Origin of the sequence: Stappia sp. BW2 (genome assembly GCF_008107695.1) — a bacterium.
GTDB lineage: Bacteria > Pseudomonadota > Alphaproteobacteria > Rhizobiales > Stappiaceae > Roseibium.
The window spans coordinates 238,432-259,833 of the sequence record NZ_VIRG01000053.1 but is presented as its reverse complement, the minus strand read 5'-3'; the positions used below and the strand labels follow the sequence as shown (position 1 = coordinate 259,833).

21 protein-coding genes and 1 other RNA gene are annotated in these 21,402 nt (G+C 59.7%); 21 read left to right on the top strand and 1 reads right to left on the bottom strand.

Features of this window, described 5'->3' with window-relative positions; translation table 11 throughout:
- Positions 1-41 precede the first annotated feature (41 nt).
- The 5 genes from ssrS to FMN63_RS05465 all read left to right on the top strand — a co-directional run bounded on the left by ssrS (position 42) and on the right by FMN63_RS05465 (position 3,123).
- A non-coding RNA gene (gene ssrS / locus FMN63_RS05485) (6S RNA) lies at positions 42-196 on the top strand.
- A gap of 43 nt (positions 197-239) precedes the next feature.
- Positions 240-818 (top strand): 5-formyltetrahydrofolate cyclo-ligase, encoded by a 579-nt coding sequence (locus tag FMN63_RS05480; protein WP_148582940.1) that lies wholly within the window; start codon positions 240-242, stop codon positions 816-818.
- Between the two features lie 43 nt (positions 819-861).
- Entirely contained in the window at positions 862-1,692 is an 831-nt protein-coding gene (locus FMN63_RS05475; protein ID WP_148582939.1) for a TIGR00282 family metallophosphoesterase, read from the top strand.
- A gap of 99 nt (positions 1,693-1,791) precedes the next feature.
- On the top strand, positions 1,792-2,538 hold the full coding sequence (locus FMN63_RS05470) for a YebC/PmpR family DNA-binding transcriptional regulator (protein ID WP_148582938.1): 747 nt from the start codon (positions 1,792-1,794) through the stop codon (positions 2,536-2,538).
- A gap of 273 nt (positions 2,539-2,811) precedes the next feature.
- The gene (locus FMN63_RS05465) at positions 2,812-3,123 is read left to right on the top strand and encodes a MazG-like family protein (protein WP_148582937.1); all 312 of its coding nucleotides are present in this window, start codon (positions 2,812-2,814) and stop codon (positions 3,121-3,123) included.
- A gap of 205 nt (positions 3,124-3,328) precedes the next feature.
- Here the strand turns inward: FMN63_RS05465 and FMN63_RS05460 are convergent, their stop codons facing one another.
- Complete coding sequence (locus FMN63_RS05460; protein WP_148582936.1) at positions 3,329-4,090, bottom strand: sulfite exporter TauE/SafE family protein; 762 nt, start codon at positions 4,088-4,090, stop codon at positions 3,329-3,331.
- A gap of 188 nt (positions 4,091-4,278) precedes the next feature.
- Between FMN63_RS05460 and ruvC the strand changes: the two genes are divergently transcribed.
- The 16 genes from ruvC (at position 4,279) to FMN63_RS05380 (ending at position 21,325) form a co-directional block, all read left to right on the top strand.
- On the top strand, positions 4,279-4,794 hold the full coding sequence (gene ruvC, locus FMN63_RS05455; protein ID WP_148582935.1) for a crossover junction endodeoxyribonuclease RuvC: 516 nt from the start codon (positions 4,279-4,281) through the stop codon (positions 4,792-4,794).
- On the top strand, positions 4,791-5,408 hold the full coding sequence (gene ruvA / locus FMN63_RS05450; RefSeq protein ID WP_148582934.1) for a Holliday junction branch migration protein RuvA: 618 nt from the start codon (positions 4,791-4,793) through the stop codon (positions 5,406-5,408). The genes ruvC and ruvA overlap by 4 nt, the downstream gene beginning before the upstream one ends.
- Positions 5,405-5,650: an endonuclease gene (locus FMN63_RS05445; protein ID WP_148582933.1), complete on the top strand. Its 246-nt coding sequence runs from the start codon at positions 5,405-5,407 to the stop codon at positions 5,648-5,650. Before ruvA ends, FMN63_RS05445 begins: the two co-directional genes overlap by 4 nt.
- Entirely contained in the window at positions 5,640-6,680 is a 1,041-nt protein-coding gene (gene ruvB, locus FMN63_RS05440) for a Holliday junction branch migration DNA helicase RuvB (protein WP_148582932.1), read from the top strand. Before FMN63_RS05445 ends, ruvB begins: the two co-directional genes overlap by 11 nt.
- A 170-nt stretch (positions 6,681-6,850) precedes the next feature.
- A complete protein-coding gene (locus FMN63_RS05435) occupies positions 6,851-8,905 on the top strand; it encodes a methyl-accepting chemotaxis protein (RefSeq protein WP_209000951.1) in 2,055 nt (684 codons plus the stop codon).
- Between the two features lie 79 nt (positions 8,906-8,984).
- Positions 8,985-9,452 carry a tol-pal system-associated acyl-CoA thioesterase gene (gene ybgC / locus FMN63_RS05430; protein ID WP_148582931.1) on the top strand — a complete coding sequence of 156 codons (468 nt, stop codon included), beginning with the start codon at positions 8,985-8,987 and terminating at the stop codon, positions 9,450-9,452.
- A 276-nt stretch (positions 9,453-9,728) separates the two neighbouring features.
- The gene (gene tolQ, locus FMN63_RS05425; RefSeq protein ID WP_148582930.1) at positions 9,729-10,433 is read left to right on the top strand and encodes a protein TolQ; all 705 of its coding nucleotides are present in this window, start codon (positions 9,729-9,731) and stop codon (positions 10,431-10,433) included.
- Positions 10,434-10,436: 3 nt separating this feature from the next.
- Entirely contained in the window at positions 10,437-10,889 is a 453-nt protein-coding gene (tolR, locus tag FMN63_RS05420) for a protein TolR (RefSeq protein ID WP_148582929.1), read from the top strand.
- A 6-nt stretch (positions 10,890-10,895) separates the two neighbouring features.
- Positions 10,896-11,873 (top strand): cell envelope integrity protein TolA, encoded by a 978-nt coding sequence (gene tolA / locus FMN63_RS05415; RefSeq protein ID WP_148582928.1) that lies wholly within the window; start codon positions 10,896-10,898, stop codon positions 11,871-11,873.
- Positions 11,874-11,918: 45 nt separating this feature from the next.
- Positions 11,919-13,268 carry a Tol-Pal system beta propeller repeat protein TolB gene (gene tolB, locus FMN63_RS05410; protein ID WP_148582927.1) on the top strand — a complete coding sequence of 450 codons (1,350 nt, stop codon included), beginning with the start codon at positions 11,919-11,921 and terminating at the stop codon, positions 13,266-13,268.
- A 151-nt stretch (positions 13,269-13,419) separates the two neighbouring features.
- Entirely contained in the window at positions 13,420-13,905 is a 486-nt protein-coding gene (gene pal, locus FMN63_RS05405; RefSeq protein WP_148582926.1) for a peptidoglycan-associated lipoprotein Pal, read from the top strand.
- A 244-nt stretch (positions 13,906-14,149) separates the two neighbouring features.
- Positions 14,150-15,097, top strand: coding sequence for a tol-pal system protein YbgF (gene ybgF, locus FMN63_RS05400; RefSeq protein WP_148582925.1), 948 nt, complete (start codon positions 14,150-14,152; stop codon positions 15,095-15,097).
- Positions 15,069-16,454, top strand: a complete 1,386-nt coding sequence (gene tilS, locus FMN63_RS05395) for a tRNA lysidine(34) synthetase TilS (protein WP_148582924.1) — start codon at positions 15,069-15,071, stop codon at positions 16,452-16,454. Before ybgF ends, tilS begins: the two co-directional genes overlap by 29 nt.
- A gap of 169 nt (positions 16,455-16,623) precedes the next feature.
- Positions 16,624-18,543 carry an ATP-dependent zinc metalloprotease FtsH gene (gene ftsH / locus FMN63_RS05390; RefSeq protein WP_148582923.1) on the top strand — a complete coding sequence of 640 codons (1,920 nt, stop codon included), beginning with the start codon at positions 16,624-16,626 and terminating at the stop codon, positions 18,541-18,543.
- Positions 18,544-18,727: 184 nt separating this feature from the next.
- Positions 18,728-20,071, top strand: a complete 1,344-nt coding sequence (glmM, locus tag FMN63_RS05385; RefSeq protein WP_148582922.1) for a phosphoglucosamine mutase — start codon at positions 18,728-18,730, stop codon at positions 20,069-20,071.
- A gap of 432 nt (positions 20,072-20,503) precedes the next feature.
- Positions 20,504-21,325, top strand: a complete 822-nt coding sequence (locus FMN63_RS05380; protein WP_148582921.1) for an outer membrane protein — start codon at positions 20,504-20,506, stop codon at positions 21,323-21,325.
- Positions 21,326-21,402 lie beyond the last annotated feature (77 nt).

Genomic DNA, 21,402 nt, shown 5'->3' with positions numbered 1-21,402 from the left:
CCGCACTGGTAATTGCGGCTGCACCGGATTATATGCGGTACTTGCGGCTGCCCGATACGTCAGGAACATTATCCCCGGGGCCTTACGCATCCCCTCGGGAGCTGTCCCTGCGCTGGGCCGTGGTCCGTTGCATACGGCGCCCACCTACATAGTAGGTTTCCCGGGATTGCAAATCCAACGGTCGGGCGGCTGCGCGTTTCATTTTCAGGACGCGGGCCGAACCATTCAGTCGAGGCCTCATGACCGACCTTTCCATCATCGCATGCGAAAAAGACAAGCTCCGCAAGGAAGTGCTGGCCCGCCGCAAGGCAATGCCGGTGGTCGAGCGGATCGAACTCAGCCTCCAGCTTACCGATCATGCCGAGGATCTGTCGTTGCCTGCGGGGGCGGTGGTGGCCGGCTTCTGGCCGATCCGGGACGAAATCGATCCGCGTCCGCTGATGGATCGCCTGCGCCAGCTTGGGCATCCCTTGTGTCTGCCCGTGATGACCGGCCCGAGCCTCATTTTCCGCCGTTTGGAACGGGATACGGAGCTGGTCTCCGCCGGGTTCGGCACGTCGGAACCGGGCCCCTCGTCCGAAGAGGTGCGGCCGGACATTCTTCTGATGCCGCTTGCCGGCTTTGACGGCGCAGGCACGCGCATCGGTTACGGCAAGGCTTTTTACGACACGACAATTGCGCAGTTGCAACAGTCCGGCCCCCTTTTGTGCATCGGGCTTGCGTTTTCCTTGCAGGAGGTTGACCACGTCCCTTCGGAGGAGCATGACAAGCCGTTGAATGGAATTCTGACCGAACAAGGGTACCGGGCGTTCGGGTGACGGCGAAATTGAGAGCCGGAAGCAGGCCGCCCAGTGAAGAGATATGCGTATTCTGTTTCTGGGCGATCTCGTCGGCCGTGTGGGCCGCACCGCCGTCATTGAGCAATTGCCGGAGCTGGTGGAAAGCAACCAGCTCGATTTCGTGATCGTCAACGGTGAGAACGCAGCGTCCGGGTTCGGCATTACCGAGGCGATCCTGCAGGATGTTCTGGACGCCGGGGCCGACGTGGTGACCACCGGCAATCACGTGTGGGACCAGCGTGACACGCTGGTCTATATCGAACGGCAGGACAGGCTGCTTCGGCCGGTGAATTATCCCTCCGGAACACCAGGGCGCGGGGCGCATCTGTTCACCGCTAGAAACGGCGCGCGGGTGATGGTCGCCAACGTGATGGGCCGGGTCTACATGGACGCGCTCGACGATCCCTTCGCCGCCATCGACAACGTCGTCAACGGGTGTCCGCTTGGCGATGTGGCCGATGCCATCATCATCGACATGCACGCAGAAGCCACCAGCGAGAAACAGGCCATGGGCCATTTTCTGGATGGTCGGGTCAGCCTTGTTGTCGGCACGCACACCCATGTGCCGACGGCCGATCACCAGATCCTGGAAAACGGCACAGCCTATATGTCGGACGCCGGCATGTGCGGGGCCTATGACAGCGTGCTGGGCATGGACAAGGAAGAACCGGTCAACCGGTTCCAGCGCAAGATTCCGAGCTCCCGGTTCACACCGGCAACCGGTAATGCCACGATCTGCGGGGTTGCCATCGAGACCGATGACCGCACGGGACTTGCCGAGCAAATCGCGCCGATCAGAATAGGCGGTCGTCTGGAACCCGTGATCCCGTCCTTCTGGCCGAATGGGGGCTGACCACCGGCGCGTTTTTCTCTGCGCTGGATTTTCCGGGTCAACTTGCCTATAAGCGGCGCAGTTTTCATCGACATCACCTGTAAAGAACCGAGAAGAGCCATGGCAGGCCATTCAAAATTCAAGAACATCATGCACCGCAAGGGACGCCAGGACGCGGCCCGCTCCAAGATGTTCTCCAAACTGTCCAAGGAAATCACCGTCGCCGCGAAGATGGGCGACCCGGATCCGGATGCGAACCCGCGTCTTCGCCTTGCCGTTCAAAACGCCAAGGCCCAATCGATGCCGAAGGACAACATCCAGCGGGCGATCAACAAGTCCCAGTCCGGTGACGGCGACAACTACGAAGAAGTCCGCTACGAAGGCTACGGCCCGGCAGGCGTTGCCGTCGTTGTCGAGGCCCTGACCGACAACCGCAACCGCTCCGCGTCCAACATCCGCTCCTATTTCACCAAATGCGGTGGATCTTTGGGGGAAACCGGATCGGTGTCCTTCATGTTCGACCGGGTTGGCGAGATCATCTACAAGCCGGAAGCTGGTGAACCCGACGCGGTTCTGGAGGCGGCGATCGAAGCCGGCGCGGAAGATGTTCAGTCCGACGAAAGCGGTCACACGATCTACACCGCCTTTGAAGATCTGAACGAGGTTTCCGCAGCGCTGGAAAAGGCTCTGGGCGAAGCGGATTCGACCAAGATCATCTGGAGGCCGCAGAACCTGACACCGGTCAATGCGGACAAGGCCCAGACCATGATGAAACTCATCGACATGCTGGAAGACGACGACGACGTTCAGAACGTCTACTCCAACTTCGATGTCGACGAAGAAACCATGGCCTCGCTGGCATCCTGAGATCTTCAGGATATGGATTTGAAAACCCCGGTCTTGCCGGGGTTTTTCTTTTGGAGAACGGGAAGGCATTCGCCAGGTCCGTGCCAACTGTACCTCCACCCCTAACGGCTCCCCACAACGGGGAGGGGAATGCCGCCTTACCGATTTGGCAGGCTGCCGTCTGCTGCATCAGCTGGATAGGCGTTTCCGCGCCTGGGACCTGGCCTCTCTGCCCCTCGTCGGGTGTGGGGAAGGGAGGGCTCAGGCGATCGTGGAGCAAAGGAAACTGATCAGATGTTCGACATCTTCAACCTGACGCAGAAGGACCCGAAAACCTTGCAGGAGCGGGCGCTGAAGTTGGCGGAAGAGGCCGGCGAGCTGGCGCAGGCAGTGCTTTCGGCGACGAAGGCGCCAGGCAGCGAATACAAGAAGCAGACATTGGCGGACGTGCGTGAGGAGGCCGCCGATGCTGCCATTGTTGCCCTAAGTGTTCTGGCCCAGGCATCTGCGAGCAAGGAAGAGTTCGAGGCTGAGCTCAACCGGCTGATGGCGGCAAAATGCGCCAAATGGCAGGAGAAGCTTCAGGAAAAGATCCCAGGCGAGTAGGGAGAGCGCTGAGATTTGCTGACTGTTTTTCGATATCTGAAGCGGTGCAACTCTTCTCATCCTCATCTTGAGGAGCCGCGTTAGCGGCGTCTCGAAATATGGGCCTCTTGTTCCGGAGTGTGCAACCCATCCTTCGAGACAGCGCTTCGCGCTTCCTCAGGATGAGGCGGTGGGCTTGGCCGGCAATGTTCCGGATCAGGGCGCTCTAGCGGAACAGCGGGTCGAGCAGGGGCATGCTTGAAAGAGCCGCGAGGGCGATCAGGCCGTAGGCCAGCTTGCGGTAGAGGGAGGGGTTGGCGCGCTTGAAACCGTTGGACCCCAGGTAGATGGCAAGGGCATAAACAGGGATCGCCATCACCAGGAGCTGGAACACTTCCAGTGTGAAAAAGCCATTGAAGATATAGGCAATGAAGGTGCCGACGCTTGCCAGCGCAAAGAAGACGATCAGGTTGGCGCGCACGATGGCCGGTTCCTTGGCGCTGGACAGCCAGAAGGCAACGACCGGTGGGCCGGAGACCTGCGAGATGCCGCCGAGCACACCGGCAATCGCACCGACACCTAAGGACACCGGTCTGGAGGGCTTGCGTTCATAGCGCCAGCCGGAGACCAGCAGCAGCAGCAGGCCCGTGACGATTGCGAAGATCGTCCAGCGCAGAACCAGCACGTCCGCATTGGCCAGCAGCCACGCGCCGACCTGCACGAAAACCACCGCGCCAATAACCGCAGGAAGCACCGTCGCCCAGTTGCACAGTCTCAGCGCCCGAACCACCAGCGGCAGAGCGACGATGCCGTCGATGAACAGAAATGTGGCGGCTGCGGTCGACGGCAGCATGACGCTGGCGGCCACCGGCATGAAGATCATTCCAGCGCCAAACCCGGCAAATCCGCGCACGCAGCCGGCCACGAACAGGACAGCAGCGAGAAACGCCAGAAGGCCGGGCGGAAAGGAATTGAAGATGTCGGCCATGGGGTCTCGCTGGTCGGACGGGATCGGAAACGGTGTGGCCCGGCAGATGGTGGTTCTGTGCGGGGAGGGGCCTGCCGCGCACTGCAAGGCCTGATAACACGCGTTCAAAGGTGTTTTTGACAGGCATTGCGGTGGTAAGCCGCGCTTTGGCTGGCGTCAACGGGGAAGTTTTGTTACCGATTTGTTCCATGATACACGCGATTCGTTTGCTGGGCATCGACCCGGGGCTGCGGCGTACCGGCTGGGGCATGATCGAGGCGACGGGAAATCGCCTGTCCTTCATAGCTTCCGGCACGGTGACCTCCGACAACAAGAAGAGCCTGGCCGAGCGCCTGGTGGAGCTGCATGACGGCCTCAGCGACGTTGTGCGCCAGCACGAACCGGCGGAAGCGGCGGTCGAGCATACGTTCGTCAACAAGGACGCTGGGGCCACGCTGAAGCTGGGGCAGGCGCGCGGGATCGCGCTGCTGGTGCCGTCGCTTGCCGGGCTTCCGGTCGCCGAATATGCGCCGAACCTGGTCAAGAAGACCGTGGTCGGCACCGGTCACGCGGAAAAGGACCAGATCCGGGCCATGGTCAAGATTCTGATGCCACGGGCCACCTTCAATACGGACGACGCTGCCGATGCACTGGCAATTGCCATCTGCCACGCACAGCACCGGTCCAACAGCACAGCGCGGCTTGCCGCCATGGGGGCGATATGATCGGTAAGCTGAAGGGCACAATCGACAGCTACGGCGAGGATCACGTGATCCTGGACGTCCACGGAGTGGGCTATCAGGTCCATTGCCCCTCGCGCATCCTCCAGAGCCTGCCACGGGCAGGCGAGGCGGCTGTTCTTTTCATCGAGACGATCGTTCGCGAGGACATGATCCGGCTCTATGGTTTCGGTGTCGAGGCCGAGCGCGAATGGTTTCGCATCCTGATGACGGTGCAAGGTGTCGGTGCCAAGGTGGCGCTCGGCATTCTGGGCATCCTGAAGGCAAGTGAAGTTGCCAACGCGATTGCCCTTGGCGACAAGGCGGTGATCTCACGGGCGCCCGGTGTTGGCAAGCGCGTCGCCGAACGCATCATTTCAGAACTCAAGGACAAGGCGCCCAGCCTTGCCACGGTGGACCAGGGCACCATCGCCGTGTCCCAGACCGTTGCGGACAACGTGGCTTCGCGACCGGTGGCAGAGGCGGTTTCAGCGCTGACCAATCTGGGCTACGCGCAGGCGCAGGCAAGCGGGGCGGTCGCCAGGGCGATGCAGTCCGCAGGTGAGGACGCCACAACCGAAACGCTGATCCGCCTTGGCTTGAAGGAATTGGCGGGATGATCGTCGTGACCTATGGCATCATTGCCGTTGTGTTCGTGGTTCTCGCGATTGGCGGTATCATGTATCTCGATCACCGCTTCAGTGCCTCGGTGGGAGACCGTCCGTTTACTGTCAACGGACGCCGTGTGGAGTCGGACGATCCGTTTGTCCTGCGCCAGTACAAGAAGTTCTATGCGCTCCGGGTGGCCTATTCGTTGGCTCTTCTGGTGTTGCTGTTTGTGGTCGTAAGCCATGTCGGATGACACTCGCATCGTGACGCCGGAAATCCGGGGAGACGAGATCGATTCAACCATGCGCCCGCAGGTGCTGGATGATTTTGTCGGTCAGGCCCAGGCGCGCGCCAATCTGAAGGTGTTCATCGGCGCGGCGAAGGCCCGTGGAGAAGCGCTGGACCATGTGTTGTTCGTCGGGCCCCCCGGCCTCGGCAAGACGACGTTGGCCCAGATCATGGCGCGTGAGCTTGGTGTCAATTTCCGGGCGACTTCGGGACCGGTCATTGCCAAGGCGGGCGACCTTGCCGCGCTTCTGACCAATCTGGAAGAACGCGATGTGCTCTTCATCGATGAGATCCACCGCCTCAATCCGGCGGTCGAGGAAGTGCTTTATCCGGCGATGGAGGATTTCCAGCTCGACCTGATCATCGGCGAAGGACCGGCGGCACGTTCGGTCAAGATCGACCTGGCGAAGTTCACTCTTGTTGCGGCGACCACACGGCTCGGCCTGCTGACGACCCCTCTGCGCGACCGTTTCGGCATTCCGGTGCGGTTGCAGTTCTATACCGTCCCCGAGCTGGAACATATCGTCAAGCGCGGCGCGTCCATCCTTGGCATCGGCATAGTGGAAGACGGCGCACGCGAGATTGCCAAGCGCTCGCGCGGGACGCCGCGCATTGCCGGGCGTCTGCTACGGCGCGTGAGGGATTTTGCCATTGTGGCCGGTGTCGGCCGGGTCGACAGGGAGCTGGCTGACAGGGCCCTTTTACAGCTGGAAGTCGATAGTGCCGGGCTCGACAGTCTCGACCGGCGATATCTCAGTCAGATTGCCGTCAACTTTGGCGGCGGGCCAGTCGGCATCGAGACCATCGCAGCTGCACTTTCAGAACCTCGCGATGCGATTGAGGAAATCGTCGAACCGTATCTCATTCAAAACGGATTCCTGCAACGGACACCACGTGGCCGTATCCTCACACCCATGGCGTTCGAACATCTTGGGCTTGCCGCGCCATCCAGACCGGATGCCCCGCAAATGGGTCTGTTTTCCGATCCTGAATAGTTACGTAGTATTTATAAGATACGACCTCGTCATTTATATCAGGCCCTGCATAGCGATTAAGCATTTATTTGCGACTTCTGTCGTATCTTCACGTTAATCACGTGGGGGGATACATGCGTAAGCGGCTTTCATCTAAACTGGCTCTAATGTTCTTGGCTGGCGCGTTGACCATGTGCGTGGCAATTGTCACGGTCACATCGACCATTTCGCGCGATGTTGCAAACGGTCAGGCCGATGCCGGTCTCCAAAGTGCGACCAGGGCAAAACAGAAGGTTATCGAACTGTCTCTAGGGCAGGTGAGAGACAGTGCTGCGTTCTTCTCGACGCTGGAAGGCGCCAAGGACAGCCTGATGAAAACCATGGTCGGGTGGAAGAACCTGAAGAAAGATCAGGAAGAAACGCTCCGGAGGATTTTCGTCACAGACAATCCGTATCCGGAAGGCGAGCGTCATCTTCTGGTGGAGCCGGAAGAAACCAACTACTACGTAAAGAATCACCAGGCCATTCATCCGATCTATCAGGAGCTCGTCAGTCAGGGCCTGTTCTCCGATGCGGCGCTGGCCAATCCGGACGGATTTATCACCTACACCTATCGCAAGGGGCCGGAATTCGCGCTCAACGTTGAAGACCCGCAGATCCAGGGACTTCCGGTGCAGGTCGCCATGGGCAAGCTGTTCGAGGCATCGAAAAACGAAACGCTTGCAGCCGGGCAGATCTATTCCTCAGGGTTTATCACCACAGATGACGGCACCGTTTCGGAAGTTCTTGCCGTTCCGGTATTCTACCTTGACCGGTTTTTCGGCGCGATTGCCTTCACGACCAGCATGGAGCATCTGGCCGGGCTGTTGAACGAGAAGACTGGCCTTGGCGAAAGCGAGCGCATCTACCTCGCCGATTCAGACGGCAAACTGGTTCAACTCGACGAGCGTGGCCGCGCCAGCGCGGTTCACATGATTGCCGATATCAAGGTTGATGACCGACTGATCCGCCTGGACGACGGCGACTACCGCTTTGCGCAAGCCAACAACATGTTCGTGGGATCGCCGTTCGGTGTGATCGATGCCGTCAAGCAGACGGAACTTTCAGCAGCGGCCGACCGGATCACCTATGGCGCGATCATTTCCGGGTTCCTTTGCCTGGTGCCGATCGTCGGTCTGATCTGGTGGGTGACCCGGCGCATGTTCGCCCCCATGGAACGCCTCTCTGCCGCTGCCCGCCAGATTGCTGACGGCGATCTGGAAGTGGCCGTCGAAGCGACCGAACGGCTGGACGAAATCGGCCGCATGGCACGCTGCATCGAGGTTTTCAAGGACAATTCGATCGAACGCGAGCGTCTGGCATCGGAACAAAAGGTTGGCCATATCGCCCGCGAAGAGCGCGAAAAAACGATCGACGCACTCATTGCCGGCTTCCGGGCCGAATCCCAGGCTGTTCTGGAACTGGTGGAAACGAACATTGCCCGTGTGGAGGAAGTGTCTTCCGCGCTCAGCGAGCGGTCCGCTGCCGCATCCGACCAGGGCAAGACCGCCGTGATGACATCGGACAACGCCTCCTCCAACGTGCAGGCAGTTGCGTCCGCCACGGAGGAACTCAACGCGTCGATCTCTGAAATTTCCCGTCAGGTCGAAACCACGGCACATATCGTGTCCCAGACCACGACGGCGGCACAGAGCTCCAATTCCAAGATCTCCGGGCTTGCGGAAGCGGCCAACAAGATCGGTGATGTGGTGTCGCTGATTTCCGAGATTGCCGAGCAGACCAACCTTCTGGCGCTCAACGCGACCATCGAGGCCGCGCGTGCGGGTGATGCAGGAAAGGGCTTTGCCGTTGTTGCGTCGGAAGTGAAGTCGCTTGCTGGTCAGACCGCCAAGGCAACGGAGGAAATTTCGGCGCAGATCGCGGCCATCCAGGCATCGACCACGGAAGCGGTGGAAGAGATTGCCCGGGTGTCGGAATCCGTTGAGGAGGTCAATTCCTACACCACCACGATTTCGGACGCCGTGCAGCAGCAGGGTGCAGCCACGGGCGAAATCTCCAGGAACGTTGCGGAGGCCGCAGAAGGCACCCGCAGTGTGGCGGACACGGTGGCATCACTCAACGAAGGGGTTGCGGAAAACTCCGAAGCGGTCGGTGACATGTTGAACGCGACCATCGAGATGAAACAGCAGGCGGAACAGATCCGCCGGTCCGTCGAGAAATTCCTCTCCGAGGTTGCCGCCGCATAAGACAGGGCTTACCTTTGAGCCGCGCAAGAGCCTCCCGGCTGGCCGGGAGGCTTTTTCTTTGAGTTTGTGAGGATAAAACGTGTCGGATTGGCCGGATCTCGCCGGCCGCCTGGAAGACGGCGGTCATGTGCTTCCCATTCGGGTCTATTACGAGGACACGGATTTCTCCGGCATCGTCTATCATGGTGCTTATGTGCGCTTTTTCGAGCGCGCCCGATCGGACTTTCTTCGTCTCATCGGCATCCACCATATCGAGATGGCGGAGGGAACGCATGGCGCGTCCCTGGCCTTCGCGGTCAAGACAATGACGCTCGACTTCCAGAAGCCGGCCCGGATTGATGACATTCTGAAGGTGCAAACACGCCTTACGGAGTACAAGGGCGCCCGGGTGCGGCTCGATCAGCTTATTTTCCGGGGCGACGAGCTTCTGGTTTCAGCCGCCGTGACCGTCGCGATCATCTCCTCGCAGGGCCGTCCCGCCCGACTGCCGCCAATCCTGGCGGAAAAACTTCGAAAATTCGTGCCTGCGGAAAACACTGGCGGTTGAACGTCTTGGCGCTGGCTGGGCGCTTTCCGGACCGGCAGTGCGCCGGGTCAACGTAAAATACTTTCAAAACATATTACTGCGTTAATCTTGCAGTAACCTTAATTGATTCCTTTAGAGAGGGGCTGCCTTTGATAGGAAAAGTCCCAGTTTTGACAAAATCAAACGTCAGAGAGGCGGCAGGTTACAAGAGCCGGCCGGCTGATTCCGGTTCCTCGCTGTCGTTTTCGAAACCTTGAATGCAAGACAGCGTCAGACGGCCAAGAGGTCATTGAATTTATGGAAACACTTGTCCAATCGACATTGGCGCCAGAGAGCGGCATCTCGTTTTTTGCGCTGTTCTGGCAAGCGCATATCGTCGTCAAGATCGTGATGCTCGGTCTGCTGGGCGCTTCGGTTTGGTGCTGGGCGATCATCGTCGACAAGATCATGCTGGTCGGCCGGACACGGCGCCAGATGAGCCGGTTCGAAACGGTGTTCTGGTCCGGCCAGTCGCTCGAAGAACTCTATAATACGCTTCATAATCGTGTGAATCACTCCATGGCGGCGCTGTTCGTGGCGGCCATGCGCGAGTGGAAGCGCAGTCACGAGGGCGCTCGGCCTGCCATCGGCAGCCTGCAGCAGCGTATCGACAGGGTGATGGATGTCACCATCCAGCGCGAAGCCGAACGGCTGGAAAGCCGGTTGTTGATCCTGGCGACCGTGGGATCCGCCGCGCCGTTCATCGGCCTGTTCGGAACGGTCTGGGGCATCATGACCGCCTTCCAGGCCATTGCAGCGTCCGAAAGCACCAACCTCGCCGTCGTTGCGCCTGGTATTGCCGAGGCGCTGTTTGCAACGGCCCTTGGTCTGCTGGCGGCCATTCCGGCGGTTATCGCCTACAACAAGTTCTCCGCAGATGTCGGCAAGGCGGTTTCGCGCATGGAAGGCTTTGCGGACGAGTTCTCCGCCATCCTGTCCCGTCAAATCGACGAGAGGGGCTGATCCATGGCCATGCAGGTCGGTTCAGGTCAGGCAGGAGGCAGTCGGCGCGGACGGCGCAGGCGTCGCCACGCCCCCATGAGCGAAATCAACGTCACGCCGATGGTCGACGTGATGCTGGTGCTCCTGATCATCTTCATGGTGGCCGCTCCGCTGCTGACGGTCGGTGTGCCGATCGATCTGCCGGAGACCAGCGCCAAGGCCCTGGAAGGCGACACGGAGCCGATAACCATCTCCGTGAACGCGGCCGGTGAAATCTTCATTCAGGATACCCCTATCACCATCGAAGAGATCGTACCGAAGCTCGAAGCCATTGCCGCCAATGGCTATGAGGAACGCATCTACGTACGCGGCGATCAGGATGCCGACTACGGCACAATGATGAAGCTGATGGGTCGCATCAGCGCGGCCGGGTTTAAACGCCTCGGTCTGGTCACTCTGGAAGAACGGGACTCGTAACGCGTCATGCGCGCAGGTCTCATCGCGTCTCTGGCCGGTCACTCGGCTTTACTGCTCTGGGGCTTGATCGCCTTTCCGGACGCGGAGAGCTTTGCCGTTCCTCAGGTGGAGTCGCTGCCTGTCGAACTGGTTCCCATCGAGGACATCACCAGGCTTCGGGTCGGCGAGAAAACGGCCGAGGTCCGGGATGTGGCTGCGGTAACCCCGAGCGAGACCCCAGCCGAGGAACCGCCGGAACCCATCGAAAAGCCCGGTGAAAGCAGGGTGGAACAGCCGACGCCGCCGACACCTTCCCCGTCGCCGACGCCTGCTCCGGCGCCGGAACCGCAGCCCGTGTCGGATCCGGAGCCAGCCCCTGCACCTGCGCCCGAACCGACCCCTGCGCCAGCGCCCGAACCGGCCCCGGTGGTCGAGCCTGCGCCTACACCGGATACCGCTCCCGCACCGGAACCTGTGCCGCAGCAGCAGGAGGCCGCGCCAGCGCCTCAGCCAATCGTGACCAAGGTTTCGCCGCGCTCCAAGCCGACACCGCCGAAAAACGCGCCCGAGCCGCCGAAGGAAGATTTCAACAGCACGGACATCGCCGTGCTTCTGAACAAGGTTGAGCCCGCCAAACAGACTGGTCAGACCAGCCAGAATGAGGCGTCTCTCGGCTCCAGGAGAGGGCAGCAGGACGTGCGCATGAGCCAGTCAGAACTGGATGCGCTGCGCGGTATGGTGGCGCAATGCTGGAACCCGCCGGTGGGAGCCGTCGGCGCGGAAGATCTGAAGGTCCGTGTCCGGTTCAACCTGTCCCAGAATGGTCAGGTTTCGGGCCAGCCGGAAGTCATCAACTCCAGCGGCAACCCGGCCTTCGGCGCAGCCTCCAGCAGTGCCGTTCGTGCGATCATGCGCTGCCAGCCATATAATCTGCCAATTTCCAAGTATGAAGCTTGGCAGGAAGTCATCATCAATTTCGACCCCAGAGAGATGCTCGGGGGATAGACTGGCCCGGCCAGTTCAAAAGTCCATAAGGGAGCTGTTGTGCTCATGCGCGGAATACTGAAAAAACTTTCGGTTTTTACAAATCGGAAAGCCAGAGGACTCGCATTTGTTCTCGCTTCTTTTGTCGTGATTGCGCCGCTGCCGGCGTCCGCGCTTGTCGAAATCGATATTACACAGGGCAATATCGAACCGTTGCCGATTGCGCTGCCGTCGTTCTCCGCCGAGGGCGGCGACGGCAAGCTGGCCGCTGACATGACCAACGTCATTGCGGCCGATCTGAAGCGGTCCGGCCTGTTCCGGCCGCTGGATCCGGCAAGCTTCATCCAGAAGAACATGAGCGTGAATTCGACGCCGCGCTTCGGCGACTGGCGCCAGATCAGTGCCCAGGCGCTCGTCACCGGTACGGTGATCAAGCAGCCAGACGGGCGCCTCAGGGCGGAATTCCGTCTGTGGGACGTATTTGCCTCAGAGCAGATGCTTGGCCAGCAATTCTACACAACGCCGGACAACTGGCGGCGGCTGGCGCATATCATCGCCGATGCGATCTATGAACGCCTGACCGGCGAGAAGGGCTACTTCGACACCCGCATCGTCTTCGTCGACGAGACGGGGCCGAAGGACAAACGCGTCAAACGACTGGCGATCATGGACCAGGACGGGGCGAATGTACGCTACCTGACACGGGGTGACGATCTGGTGCTGACGCCGCGGTTCTCGCCGACAAGCCAGGAAATCACCTACATGTCCTACGGTGGAGCGGACCCGAGCGTCTATCTGCTCAACATCGAGACGGGGCAGCGCGAAATCGTCGGCAACTTCCCGGGCATGACCTTTGCTCCGCGTTTCTCGCCCGATGGCCAGAGCGTGGTGATGAGCCTGCAGCAGGGCGGCAATGCCAACATCTTCAAGATGGACCTGCGCTCGCGCCAGACGACCCGGCTGACCAACGATGCGGCAATCGATACAAGCCCGTCGTTCTCGCCGGACGGACGCCAGATCGTGTTCGAATCCGACCGCGGCGGCACGCAACAACTTTATGTGATGAGTGCCAGTGGCGGTGGAGCACAGCGTATTTCCTTCGGCCCCGGCCGGTATTCCACGCCGGTATGGTCACCGCGCGGAGACCTGATCGCCTTCACCAAGCAGCATCAGGGCCGCTTCATGATCGGGGTCATGCGGCCGGACGGCAAGGGCGAGCGCATCCTGACCGAGGGCTATCATAACGAGGGCCCGGCCTGGTCACCGAACGGCCGTGTTCTGGTGTTCTTCCGTGATACGCCGGGTGCCAACGGCGGACCGCAGGTGTGGACCGTGGACCTGACCGGATACAACGAACAGCGGGTGGAGACTCCGGCCTTTGCGTCGGACCCCTCCTGGTCGCCGCTGATCGACTGACGTAGTCATTCGGCCTGCAAGGGCAGGTCGTGTTAAGATTTCGCTAACCATGTTTGAAAAGGCGTTTTTTACCAGTTTTGGCTAGAAAGCGTTTACCAAGAACCGGACGGATGAAGTGTCAGGTTGGCGGGCTGGGGTGTAGGAGACAGGAATGTTCATGAGTTTAAACGCCGGACGAAGCGCACGCTGGATTGCAGTCTGTTTCGCGGTTCTGTTCGCAGCAGCATGTGCCCAGACCAAACCGGACGGGCTGTCGAGCAATGTGAAGCCCGGCACGGGTCAGGATTTTGTCGTGAACGTGGGTGACCGCGTTTTCTTCGAGGAAGATCAGTCGGTGCTGAATGCGCAGGGTCAGGCAACTCTTGCCAATCAGGCCAAGTGGCTGAAACGCTATTCCCAGTACACGATCACGGTCGAGGGACATGCGGATGAGCGCGGCACGCGCCAGTACAACATCGCGCTGGGGGCTCGTCGCGCCCAGGCCGCGCGGGACTATCTGGTTGCGCAGGGCGTGAACGCCTCGCGTATCAAGACGATTTCCTACGGCAAGGAACGGCCTGTGGCTGTCTGTAACGACAACAGCTGCTGGTCGCAGAACCGCCGCGCGGTGACCGTGCTGAACAACGCGACTAACTGATCGCGCAAATGTCGAACAAAAGGCCGGGCAAGTTGCCCGGCCTTTTTCGTTGGCCCTGCCCGAATTGGCGAAATCACTTCAATTTCAGGAGGAAACGTCAAAATTTGGCCGAAGTCGAAGCGCTCTGTGCACTTGAGTAAGGAGCCGGGCATGATAAGACATCATGTACGTGGATCTGCTTGAGTATAGGCGTTTGTCGGACCACGGCCAGACACTGTTACAGCACATCCAACCGGAGGAGCGAATGCTGAAACTAAAGGGACTGGCAGGTCTCATCATGGCGTTGGTCATCACCTTCGCCGCTGCCACACCGTCGCAAGCCCAGCTGTTCGGACGCAAGAACGATGATTCCAGCGTGCGCATCGGCCAGCTTGAGGAACGGATCCGGGTTTTGACCGGCCAGATCGAACAGTTGTCCTACCAGATGCGGGAAATGCAGGATCAGATGCGCCGCATGCAGGAAGACAATGAATACCGCTTCCAGCAATTGGAAGGCGGCACGCCGGGCAAACGTTCCGACGCCGCTCCAGGATCAACCGCTCCGGGCTTAAGCCCGGACGGTATTCCGCAGACTGGCAGCCTGATTGCACCGGGGGGCGGCTTTGCGACCCTTCCTGCGGACGGCTCGGGAGACGGCAGCTGGGATCAGTCCGGCGGCTACGAGAGTGGCTTGCCGAGCGATGGTCCGATCGATCTTTCCCGGCTTGCCAACGGTCTTGAAAACCTGCCGGGCACCGGTCAGGACATCGCGCCTGATCCCGGTCTTGCCACCGATGACGACCAGATTGCCAATGTCATCGGCAGTGGAGATCCCAGTTCCGACTACAATCAGGCCTATTCCTTTGCGGTCAATGGCGATTATGCCGCCGCCGAACGCGGTTTCCGCAACTTTCTGGAAACCTATCCGGATGATGCGCAGGCCGCCGATGCCCAATACTGGCTGGGTGAAAGCCTGCTGGCGCAGCAGAACTACCGCGAGGCAGCCGATGCCTTCCTGAAAACCTATACCGACCATCCCGGCAACGCCAAAAGCCCGGACAGCCTGCTCAAGCTGGGTGTTTCTCTGCGGGGTCTTGGCGAAGGCGATGCTGCTTGTGCAACCTTTTCCGAACTCCTGAGCAAATATCCGAACGCTGCTCCAGCCGTTTTGTCCCAGGCGCGGGATGAACGCCGTCGTGCCCAGTGCTCCTGACAGGCCGGTTGAGCCCGAAAGGCTCCCGGCCAATCGCGTCGATACTCTTTTTTCCCCACTAAAGTCTTTTTCAAATCTGGCCCTGGCCGTGTCCGGAGGCCCGGATTCCCTCTGTCTTCTCGTTCTGTTCGATGAGTGGCGCAAACGCACCGGCTGGCAGGGGGCCGCCGAAGTGTTGTGCGTTGATCATCAGCTCCGGCCCGAAAGCGGCCAGGAGGCAGAATTTGTTGCTGAAACTGCGCGCGCATGCGGGTTTGACTGCACGGTGCTGCGCTGGTCAGGCAGCAAACCGTCCACAAATCTTCAGGAAGAAGCGCGCCTTGCCCGCTATCGGCTGATGGCTGACCACATGCGCCGCACCGGTGCGGAAGCGCTTGTCCTTGGCCATCATCTGGACGATCAGGCGGAAACCTTTCTCGACCGGTTGACCCGGGGCAGCGGCGTTGCCGGTCTGAGCGGCATGGCGGCCGACGAGGGCAACGGGCCGGAAGGCCTGCGCCTGCTGCGACCGCTGCTCAGTGTTTCAAAATCCGATCTCAAAGCCGCTCTCGAACGGCGCGGGCGAACCTGGTGTACGGATCCGTCGAACCAGAACCCCAAATACAAGCGCAGCCGGCTCCGCGCCATCTTGTCGCTGCTGGCTGAGGAAGGATTGAGTGCGGAGCGCCTCGCGCAGACCGCTGCCAACATCCGCCGGGCACGGGAAGCCCTTGAGTCGACGGTGGAAGATCTGGCAGCGCGGCTGGTCACCGAGCATCCGGCCGGTCCGGTCCGTCTGGAGAGACAGGCCTACAGGGATCTTGCCGAAGAATTTCGGCTCCGGCTGCTCGTTCATATGATGTCACGCCTGTCCGGAAAGGTATCCCGTCCAAGGCTTGCCAAGCTTGAGGCCCTGGACCGGGTGCTGATCTCCGGCGAGCAGAACCGTCAGACGCTTGAAGGCTCGGTATTCGACGCCGATGCAGACACAATCAGGGCCTGGAAAGAGGCCGGGCGGGCGCCTCCGGGTATTCTCACAGGCATTGCAGGGGCCGGGACATGGGATGGCCGTTACCTTTTCCGGGCACCCAACCGTGCGACCGATGAGGGCGATGCGCCGCTTTGCCTGGGACCACTGATGAGCGCACCAGTGTCCAGCCGGGACATCGATTGGCCGAAGGGCTGGCCGAAAGCCGCGTTCGACTGTGCGCCGGTTCTGTGGCGGGCAGGTGAGATTCTGATGCCAGCTTCCGCTACGGCCGTTTTGACCATTGGCAATTCCTGCAGCAGCGCTGATTTGGAATTGGAGCGAATGCCGATCCAAGGTAAATTGACGGATAACTTTATGGACAATGGGGGCACAGACGAGGAAATCTGAGGTTTTCCCCATCTGGAACTTCTGTTAGAGGTCCATTCTTAAGAAAATAGTCAGCGCAAATGCGCAACTATGGCGCACCGCCTTGGCAGCGGGCTTTGGGCGACCTATCTTCGCTTTAAAGAAACGTAACCGCGTGCAGTTAGTCGCGTTGGGCGGTTAAGGAAACGAAATGAACGCACATTTTCGCAACTTCGCTCTGTGGGTGATCATCGCCCTGCTTTTGATCGCATTGTTCCAGCTATTTCAAAGTCCCGCGCAGCATGGCGCGACGAATGACATTGCTTATTCGGACTTCATGAAGCAGGTCGACAATGGTGAGATCCGATCGGTCGTCATTCAGGAACAGAAGATTACCGGCACCTATAGCAGCGGCAGCGCCTTCCAGACCTACGCTCCTGATGGCGCGCAATATGTTGATGAGCTGCGCAGCAAGGGCGTACTGATCAATGCCCGCCCGCCTGCGGAAAGCTCTCCGCTGCTGAGCGCCTTGTTCTCCTGGCTGCCGATGCTGATCATTCTCGGTATCTGGATTTTCGTCATGCGCCAGATGCAAGGATCCGGCGGCAAGGCCATGGGCTTCGGCAAGTCCAAGGCGAAGCTGCTGACCGAGGCACATGGCCGGGTAACCTTTGAAGACGTTGCCGGCATCGACGAAGCCAAGGAAGACCTTCAGGAAATCGTTGAATTCCTGCGCGACCCGCAGAAGTTCCAGCGTCTTGGTGGCCGTATCCCGCGCGGCGTTCTGCTTGTTGGTCCTCCGGGTACCGGTAAGACTCTGACCGCGCGTGCGGTTGCCGGCGAAGCCAATGTGCCGTTCTTCACCATTTCCGGTTCGGACTTTGTGGAAATGTTCGTCGGTGTGGGTGCGTCCCGCGTTCGCGACATGTTCGAACAGGCCAAGAAGAATGCACCGTGCATCATCTTCATCGACGAAATCGATGCGGTCGGCCGTCATCGTGGCGCCGGTCTCGGCGGCGGTAACGACGAGCGCGAACAGACGCTCAACCAGTTGCTGGTCGAGATGGACGGTTTTGAGCCGAATGAAGGCATCATCATCATCGCCGCGACCAACCGGCCGGACGTTCTCGACCCGGCGCTGCTGCGCCCGGGCCGCTTCGACCGTCAGATCGTGGTGCCGAACCCGGACATCACCGGTCGCGAAAAGATCCTGAAAGTGCACATGCGCAAGGTTCCGCTGGCACCGGATGTTGACGTCAAGACGCTGGCACGCGGTACCCCGGGCTTCTCCGGTGCGGATCTGATGAACCTCGTCAACGAAGCCGCGCTTCTGGCTGCCCGCCGCTCCAAGCGGTTGGTGACCATGGCCGAATTCGAGGACGCCAAGGACAAGGTCATGATGGGTGCGGAGCGCCGCACACTGGTGATGACCGAGGAAGAAAAGAAGCTGACCGCCTATCACGAAGCCGGTCACGCGCTGGTGGCTCTCCATCAGGAAGCTTCCGATCCGATCCACAAGGCGACCATCATTCCGCGCGGACGTGCGCTCGGCATGGTCATGCGTCTGCCGGAAAAGGACCAGGTGTCGCTCACCCGCGCCAAGTGCAAGGCAGACCTTGCCGTGGCCATGGGTGGCCGCGTCGCCGAGGAAATGATCTTCGGTTACGAGAAGGTCACTTCGGGTGCGTCCGGCGACATTCAGATGGCCACCAAGCTGTCTCGTGCGATGGCGACCCAGTTCGGCATGTCCGACAAGCTCGGTCCGCTGCTTTACGGCGAGAACCAGGAAGAAGTGTTCCTGGGGCATTCCGTGGCAAAGAACCAGCACGTTTCCGACGAAACCCAGAAGATCGTCGATGCGGAAATCAAGTCCTTTGTCAATCAGGGCTATGAAACCGCAAAGAAGATCCTGGGTGACCACGAAGACCAGCTGCACACGATTGCCAAGGGCCTTCTGGAATATGAAACCTTGTCCGGTGACGAGATCAAGGGTCTGCTTGACGGCAAGCCGCCGGTGCGTGACACGGATGACGACCAGCCGGTTGGCCGGTCGTCCGCGGTCCCGACCGCCGGTGCCAAGCGCGGCGGCGACGAGGCCAGCGGTGGCATGGAGCCGCAGCCGCAGTCCTGATCGATCCCGATTCAAAGACATGTCAGATGCCCGGCTTCTTGCCGGGCATCTTCGTTTTGGGCTTTACAAGGTTCCTTGGCCGTCGATTAATGGTAACAATTGCTCACATATTTTGAATCGTGCGTGCGCCTTATTGCGTTACAAAGGGCGCAACCAAGACAGACAGACCAGCAAGGCATATTAGATGCGCAAGTTTTTCGGCACCGACGGTATCCGCGGTCAGGCGAACAGCTATCCCATGACCGCCGAAATGGCATTGAAAGTCGGGATGGCCGCCGGGTTGGCTTTCAAGAACGGCGGACACCGCCATAGGGTGGTGATTGGCAAGGATACAAGGCTGTCCGGCTACATGCTCGAATACGCCCTCGTCGCCGGTTTTACCTCGGTCGGCATGGATGTGTTCCTGCTGGGGCCGATGCCGACACCCGCGGTCGCCATGCTGACGCGCTCGCTGCGGAGCGATCTCGGTGTGATGATCTCTGCGTCCCACAATCCTTTTCAGGACAACGGCATCAAGTTCTTCGGTCCTGACGGGTTCAAGCTCAGCGATGCGATTGAAAAAACCATCGAAGAGCTGATGGAAAGCGATCTGACTTCCCGCCTGCCGGGCGCAAGCGAGCTTGGCAGGGCCAAGCGGATCGACGGTGCGCAGCAGCGCTATATTGAAACTGCCAAGCGGACGCTGCCACGGGAAATGAGCCTGGAAGGCCTGCGCGTCGTCATCGATTGCGCCAACGGTGCTGCCTACAAGGTTGCCCCGGAGGCGTTGTGGGAGCTCGGGGCGGACGTGATCACCATGGGTGTCTCGCCGGATGGGTTCAACATCAACAAGGAATGTGGCTCGACGTCGACTGACGCCCTGTCGCGCAAGGTGCATGAGGTCCGCGCTGACATCGGCATTGCGCTCGATGGCGATGCCGACCGGGTGATCATCGTTGATGAAACCGGCGCGGTGGTTGATGGCGATCAGCTCATGGCCCTGGTGGCGCAGTCGTGGCAGGCGAGCAATCGCCTGTCCGCACCCGGGATCGTCGCGACGGTGATGTCCAACCTCGGGTTGGAACGGTATCTTCAAAGTCTCGGGCTCGGTCTTGCCCGCACGAAGGTCGGCGACCGTTACGTTGTCGAGCACATGCGTGCCAACGGCTACAACGTCGGTGGGGAGCAGTCCGGACACATTGTGTTGTCCGACTTCGCGACGACCGGGGATGGCCTCGTTGCAGCTCTGCAGGTTCTCGCCTGTGTCAAGGATCAGGACAAGCCCGTTTCGGAAGTCTGCCACCGGTTCGAGCCAGTGCCGCAAATTCTCAAGAACGTGCGTTACAAGGGCGGCCAGCCGCTGGAGCAGGACCTTGTCAAATCCGCTATCGAGGATGGCGAAGCTCGCCTCGGCAATTCCGGCCGCCTCGTGATTCGAGCATCGGGCACCGAACCGTTGATCCGCGTGATGGCGGAAGGCGACGATGCGGAGCTGGTCAAGCAGGTGGTCAACGATATCGCAGGCGTGGTGGCGACTACCGCAGCTTGATCGACAGGACAACACGTGACGAAAAAGCCGCCCGATTGAGGCGGCTTTTTTATTGCTATCCTTTCCGCCAGGTCACCCCGGATGCGCCAAAACGAAGTCACTTTACCGGCTGCAGAATAGTATTTTTTCGAGAAGTCCTAACAAGGTCGGGAAAATACCGCGCTAGAGTGCTTCCTGAAGCCGGTTTCGGCTTTGTCCAGTCAAGGTCGGGACGGGAAGCTTTGAGAGCCATGTCTCCAGCCTGTCGGATGATTTTCCGTTCCTGTTCCTGATCCATGAAGGTTTCTGCGGCTGTTAAGGTTTCCTTAAGGTAAAAAAACGCGGTTAAAGAACAGAGTTAAGTCACAATTAATCAATCCCCGTCAATATGCTTTCAAGTTTGGTGTGTCCGGCATTGGTTAAAGCGGACGCTCACTGAAAAAGGACGAGGACATGAACAATTTCTTTAAGCGTTTGTCTTTGACCGGATTTGCTGTTGCGCTTTCCACTGCAGCCTATGCCGCGGATTTGCCAACCCCGGTCATTGAGCACATCCCGGAGGTTCCGGCCGTTGGTGGTTGGTACCTGCGTGGTGATATCGGGTACAAATTATACAGCGATCCGACTGGTAGCTTTAATGACCCCAGCATTGGGGATCTGCGATATGAACGCACAAGTATGGACAACGCCTGGATGTTCGGTGTTGGCGTCGGCTACCAGTTTAACGACTACTTCCGCACCGACCTGACACTTGATTATGAGACACGGGCCACTGCAACTGGTTACGCAGATTGCGTCGGATGTTCTACATCTGGCCAATTCTCAAAGGAGCAAGCAGACATTGATGTCTGGACGCTGATGCTCAACGCTTACGTTGACATCGGCACCTGGAACAGGATTACGCCTTACGTTGGTGCTGGTATTGGTGCAGCTTACGTGAACACCAGTAACAAGAAGTCGTTTAATCCTGATGGCTCGAGCCCGACTTACGATGGGGACAACGGTCAATGGAACTTTGCGTGGGCTTTGATGGCCGGTGCTGAGTACGCCTTCACTCCAAACTGGAGCTTGGATGCCGGATACCGGTACAAGAACCTCGGCGAAGCAAAGAGTGTTCGACTTGATGGTGTAGGCACTGGTGGAACTCGAGAAAAATGGGAAGATCTCACCGCCCACGAATTCCGTCTGGGTGCGCGCTACTCTTTCAACACGGTCTCAGCCCCTGCCGGCCCGGTTTACTACGAGCCGCAAGGCCCGATCACCAGCAACTTTTGATCTTCCGATCAGCGATTTCGAAAGGCCGGTCAATCGACCGGCCTTTTCTTGTTTTGCCGAGGTGCGTGCGATTTGAA

Bases quoted from the DNA above. Each gene is read 5' to 3' on its own strand.
- pal (WP_148582926.1), top strand. From the start codon at position 13,420: ATGTTCATGAGTTTAAACGCCGGACGAAGCGCACGCTGGATTGCAGTC.
- tolR (WP_148582929.1), top strand. From the start codon at position 10,437: ATGGCCATGCAGGTCGGTTCAGGTCAGGCAGGAGGCAGTCGGCGCGGA.
- FMN63_RS05435 (WP_209000951.1), top strand. From the start codon at position 6,851: ATGTGCGTGGCAATTGTCACGGTCACATCGACCATTTCGCGCGATGTT.
- ruvC (WP_148582935.1), top strand. From the start codon at position 4,279: ATGATACACGCGATTCGTTTGCTGGGCATCGACCCGGGGCTGCGGCGT.
- FMN63_RS05480 (WP_148582940.1), top strand. From the start codon at position 240: ATGACCGACCTTTCCATCATCGCATGCGAAAAAGACAAGCTCCGCAAG.
- FMN63_RS05465 (WP_148582937.1), top strand. From the start codon at position 2,812: ATGTTCGACATCTTCAACCTGACGCAGAAGGACCCGAAAACCTTGCAG.
- ftsH (WP_148582923.1), top strand. From the start codon at position 16,624: ATGAACGCACATTTTCGCAACTTCGCTCTGTGGGTGATCATCGCCCTG.
- FMN63_RS05380 (WP_148582921.1), top strand. From the start codon at position 20,504: ATGAACAATTTCTTTAAGCGTTTGTCTTTGACCGGATTTGCTGTTGCG.
- tilS (WP_148582924.1), top strand. From the start codon at position 15,069: ATGAACGCCGTCGTGCCCAGTGCTCCTGACAGGCCGGTTGAGCCCGAA.
- FMN63_RS05475 (WP_148582939.1), top strand. From the start codon at position 862: ATGCGTATTCTGTTTCTGGGCGATCTCGTCGGCCGTGTGGGCCGCACC.
- tolQ (WP_148582930.1), top strand. From the start codon at position 9,729: ATGGAAACACTTGTCCAATCGACATTGGCGCCAGAGAGCGGCATCTCG.
- glmM (WP_148582922.1), top strand. From the start codon at position 18,728: ATGCGCAAGTTTTTCGGCACCGACGGTATCCGCGGTCAGGCGAACAGC.
- ruvB (WP_148582932.1), top strand. From the start codon at position 5,640: ATGTCGGATGACACTCGCATCGTGACGCCGGAAATCCGGGGAGACGAG.
- FMN63_RS05460 (WP_148582936.1), bottom strand. From the start codon at position 4,090: ATGGCCGACATCTTCAATTCCTTTCCGCCCGGCCTTCTGGCGTTTCTC.
- FMN63_RS05445 (WP_148582933.1), top strand. From the start codon at position 5,405: ATGATCGTCGTGACCTATGGCATCATTGCCGTTGTGTTCGTGGTTCTC.
- tolA (WP_148582928.1), top strand. From the start codon at position 10,896: ATGCGCGCAGGTCTCATCGCGTCTCTGGCCGGTCACTCGGCTTTACTG.
- ruvA (WP_148582934.1), top strand. From the start codon at position 4,791: ATGATCGGTAAGCTGAAGGGCACAATCGACAGCTACGGCGAGGATCAC.
- tolB (WP_148582927.1), top strand. From the start codon at position 11,919: ATGCGCGGAATACTGAAAAAACTTTCGGTTTTTACAAATCGGAAAGCC.
- FMN63_RS05470 (WP_148582938.1), top strand. From the start codon at position 1,792: ATGGCAGGCCATTCAAAATTCAAGAACATCATGCACCGCAAGGGACGC.
- ybgF (WP_148582925.1), top strand. From the start codon at position 14,150: ATGCTGAAACTAAAGGGACTGGCAGGTCTCATCATGGCGTTGGTCATC.